General features: G+C 75.1%; 4 protein-coding genes. 2 read left to right on the forward strand and 2 right to left on the reverse strand.

Going from position 1 to position 3,999, the window contains the following annotated elements; translation table 11 throughout:
• Nucleotides 1–1,303: helix-turn-helix domain-containing protein (locus J0670_RS32290; RefSeq protein WP_207815597.1), on the forward strand; the 1,303-nt coding region annotated here is incomplete at its 5' end.
• A gap of 137 nt (nt 1,304–1,440) precedes the next feature.
• Here the strand turns inward: J0670_RS32290 and J0670_RS32295 are convergent.
• Nucleotides 1,441–2,196, reverse strand: coding sequence for a DapH/DapD/GlmU-related protein (locus tag J0670_RS32295; protein WP_207815599.1), 756 nt, complete (start codon nt 2,194–2,196; stop codon nt 1,441–1,443).
• A 222-nt stretch (nt 2,197–2,418) separates the two neighbouring features.
• Between J0670_RS32295 and J0670_RS32300 the strand changes: the two genes are divergently transcribed.
• The gene (locus J0670_RS32300) at nt 2,419–3,198 is read left to right on the forward strand and encodes a maleylpyruvate isomerase family mycothiol-dependent enzyme (protein WP_207815601.1); all 780 of its coding nucleotides are present in this window, start codon (nt 2,419–2,421) and stop codon (nt 3,196–3,198) included.
• Nucleotides 3,199–3,328: 130 nt separating this feature from the next.
• On the opposite strand, the gene J0670_RS32305 is transcribed toward J0670_RS32300, so the two are convergent.
• Nucleotides 3,329–3,999, reverse strand: a 671-nt coding sequence (locus J0670_RS32305; protein ID WP_207815602.1) for an enoyl-CoA hydratase family protein, incomplete at its 5' end; no start/stop codon positions are given.

Genomic DNA, 3,999 nt, shown 5'->3' on the forward strand with positions numbered 1-3,999 from the left:
CGCCACCGAAGCCGCACCCGAAGCCGCGCCGGGTTGGCGTGTCCCCGTGGTCGGAGGACTCCCGGCCGATCAGCGACTCCTGTGCGGGGTCCGCGAGTTGGCCGAGAGCGTGGTCGCCGCCCTGCTGGAGCGCGTGCCGGTCTACCGCAGCCTCCCCCGCGAGCAGCTGACCGGCGAGATCGCCCGGGACACCGAGCGCCGCATCCGCGCCCTCGCCCACTCCGTCCGCACCGGACTTCCCGCCCCCGCCGAGGAGTTCACCGCCGTACGGGAGTCTGCGGCACGCCGCGCCGAGGAGGGCCTGCCGCTGGACGCGGTGCTGCTCGCCCACCATCTCGGGCTGGAGGTCTGCTGGGAGTTCGTCGCCCGGGACGCCCGCGCCGGCGACGCCGCCGACCTGCTGATGCTCAACCGGCTGCTGCTCGACCAGCTCCGGCGGGCCACCACCGCCGCCGGGTCCGGCTACCTGGACGGGCGACGCCCGGCCGGCGACCGCCCCTCCGCCGCCCGGCAATCCCTGCTCACCTCACTGCTCGCCGGCACCCCCGTCGAGGAGGCCGCCATCCGGGCCGCCGGACTGCGGCCTCCGACCGGCTACGCCGCGCTCTGCCTGTCCATCGCCGACCACCCGGACGAACGCTCCCCGGGTGTCGACCCGGGCGTCGCCGCCCGCCGCAAACTCCGCCGCTTCGACGCCGAACTCGACCACCGCACCCGGCAGTCGGCGCTCACCGCGCTCACCCCGTCGGGCGGCCTGGTCCTCATCCCCCTGGACCAGCCGCACCGGCACCCGCCCGAGCCGTCCGACGGATCCGCCGTCGAAGTCGACTGGCCGCGGCTCGCCGTCACCCTGGCCGCCGCGGCCCGCGCGGCGGGCGTACCCGTACTGGCCGGAGCGGCCGCCGCCGCACCCGTCGAGGTGCCCGACGCGGTCGCGCTCGCGTACGAAGTCCTGGAGGTGGCAAGGGTGTTCGCTCGCCCGCCCGGTCTGCACCGGCTCGACGACGTGCTGCTGGAGTACCAGCTCACCCGCCCCAGCCGGGCTCGCTCCCGACTCGCCGCGCTGATCGAACCGCTCGCCGACGGCGGGGAGTTGCTCACCACACTGCGCACCCACCTGGCCGGCGGCCTCAACCGCCGCCACACTGCGAGCGCCCTGCACCTGCACCCGAACACCGTCGACTACCGGCTGCGACGGATCGCCGTCCTCACCGGACTGGACCCGGCACGCCCTGCCGACGCCCTGCGGATCACCGCGGCCATCGCCGCGCGGGCCGCCGAACGGCCCTCCCTCGCAGGCTAGTTGCGCCAGGAACCCGCACCACCGGGAACGAGCGGGACGGTGGCGCGGGTACCGGTGACGTACGACCGCAGCAGTTCAACGGGACGTGCCCGAGTTCGCACCGGAGCTGCTTCACCGCATCGCCGCCGGAGCGATCGTCAGCCCTGCTCCCCCGGCAGCCGCAGGTCCCACCCGACCAGGGCACGCAGCTGCTCCGCCGTCACCCCGTCCGGCACCGGCTGCGGCGCGTCATGGCGCAGCGGCGGCTGCCAGCCCTCCTCCTCGGTCCAGCGGCGGACCACCTTGGCGGGCGCGCCCGCGACCACACTGTGGTCGGGCACCTCGCCACGCACCACCGCGCCCGCCGCGACCACCACGTTCCGGCCGAGCCGCGCCCCCGGCAGGATCACCGCGCCGGTGCCGATCCAGCTGCCCGCGCCGATCTCCACCGGCTCGTTGCGCGGCCACTGCTTGCCGATCGGCAGGTCGGTGGACCGGTACTCGTGTGCCTGGTCCGAGATGTAGACACCCGGACCGGTCCACACGTCGTCGCCGATGACGATCGACTGGTGACCGACGACATGGCTGTCCCGGCCGATCACGCAGCCGCCGCCGATCCGCACGATCGGCTCCGGCCCGAGGTCCAGCCCCGGCAGGAAGCCCGCGCTGATGGTGACCCGCTCGCCGATGATCGAGAACGGCCCGATGGTGATCCACTGCTCGTTGAACACCGCCCCGAGCGGGAAGGCCAGGGTCGTACCGTCCCCCAGCCCGCCGAACCGGTACGGACCCGGGCTCTGGTTGGTGACCGCGCCGACCCGCTGCACCCAGCGCCAGCCCCGGTGGACGAGGCGCCCGGCGGCCCGGCGGCCGCCGGCCCGAGCGGCGGAGAGGAGGGTACGGGTTATCGGCATGCGCTCACGTTACCGGCCCGTAGCTTCCACTCGGCCACCGGGAGGCCGACATCACACCGGCCACACGGACCGCACGGACCCAACCAGCCGCACAGACCGCACTGGCCGCATGGACCTAACCAGCCACACGGACCGCACCGGACACTCCCGCCCCGGCCGCGACGGACGCGGACTGTCCGAAATCCGCTACCGCCACCGCCCGCCGGTGGAACACTCCGTCCCATGGAGATCTCCGCACACATCGACGCACTCCGTCGTGAGGGCGACCTGCTCGCCGGGGCCGCCGCCCGTACCGACCTCGCGGCCCCGGTCCCGACCTGCCCGGACTGGCGGCTGGGCGACCTGCTGCGGCACATCGGCCGCGTCCACCGCTGGGCCGCCGCCATCTCGTCCCAAGGCCTGCGCACGCCGCTGGACGAGGCGGGCGAGCGCGAGGCCATCGGCCCGATGCCTTCGGACGCCGCGCTGCTCGACTGGTACCGCGAGGGGCACGCCGCCCTGGTGGACGTGCTCAGCACGGCCCCGGCCGACCTCGAGTGCTGGACCTTCCTGCCCGCGCCCAGTCCACTCGCCTTCTGGGCGCGGCGCCAGGCGCACGAGACCGCCGTGCACCGCTTCGACGCCGACGCAGCGGCCGGTGCGCCCGGCCCGGCCGTGGACACCGCGCTCGCCCTCGACGGCATCGACGAACTGCTGCGCGGCTTCATGGTGCGCAGCCGGTCGAAGCTGCGCAGCGACCGCCTGCGCACCGTCCGGGTCCGCACGACCGACGGCCCCGGCTCCTGGCGCCTGACCATCACCGACGGGCCGGTGGCCGTCACCACGGAGGAACGGGCCGAACCGGCCGATCTGACCCTCACCGGCCCGGCCCGCGAGCTCTACCTGCTGCTGTGGAACCGTCTGACGACCGCACAGGGCGAGCAGATCGAACGGACCCGTCAGGTCGAGGTCACCGGGGACCGGGACCTGCTCGACCTCTGGCGGGACACCGCGGCGGTGTGATCCCGAGCCGGCTCGGAGCGCGGACGAAGCCGGGCCGGTTCGACACGATGCCCCGAGCCGAATCGGACGAAGCCCGGGTCGGCTCGGCGCAAGGCCCCGGGCCGACCCGGCGGAAGGGCCGCGGCCCGGCTCAGCGCACCCAGCGCGCGGGCCGCTTCTCCAGGAACGCCCGCATCCCCTCCTGCGCCTCCGCCGATCCGAACAGCCGCGCCGACAGCTGCACCAGTTCGTCCGCGTCCCGCTGGAAGGAGCGCACCACCTCGGCGTTGGCCAGGCGCTTGGACTCCGCGAGCCCCTGCGGCGAACCCTGGCGCAGCGCGTCCAGCAGGCCCTTCAGCACCTCCCCGGTGTCCTCGGCGGAGGCGGCGGCCCGGGTGATCAGCCCGATCCGCTCCGCCTCCGCGGCGTCGAACACCTCGCCGGTGAGGTAGTAGCGGGAGGCGGCGCGCGGCTCCAGCTTGGGGCGCAGCGGCAGCGAGATGACGGCGGGCGCGAGGCCGAGCCGGACCTCGGTGAAGGCGAAGGTCGCGGCCGGCCCGGCGACGGCGAGGTCCGCCGCGCCGATCAGGCCGAGGCCGCCGGCCCGGGCGTGCCCGTCGATGACGGCGATCACCGGCTTCGTGCAGTCCACGATCGCCTTCTGCAACTCGACCAGGCCGCGCGGGCCGACCGTCGGGTCCGCGCCGGTCGCCTCGGAGAGGTCCGCCCCCGCGCAGAACACCTTGCCGGTGTGCGTGAGCACCACCGCACGGACGTCCCGGTTCGCCGTTGCCACCGCCAGCCCGGCGTGCAGCTCGGACA

Source organism: Streptomyces sp. FH025 (assembly GCF_017427025.1).
In the GTDB taxonomy this organism is placed as follows: Bacteria; Actinomycetota; Actinomycetes; order Streptomycetales; family Streptomycetaceae; genus Kitasatospora.

Coding starts and splice junctions, on each gene's coding strand:
- J0670_RS32295 (WP_207815599.1), bottom strand. CDS start 2,196: ATGCCGATAACCCGTACCCTCCTCTCCGCCGCTCGGGCCGGCGGCCGC.
- J0670_RS32300 (WP_207815601.1), top strand. CDS start 2,419: ATGGAGATCTCCGCACACATCGACGCACTCCGTCGTGAGGGCGACCTG.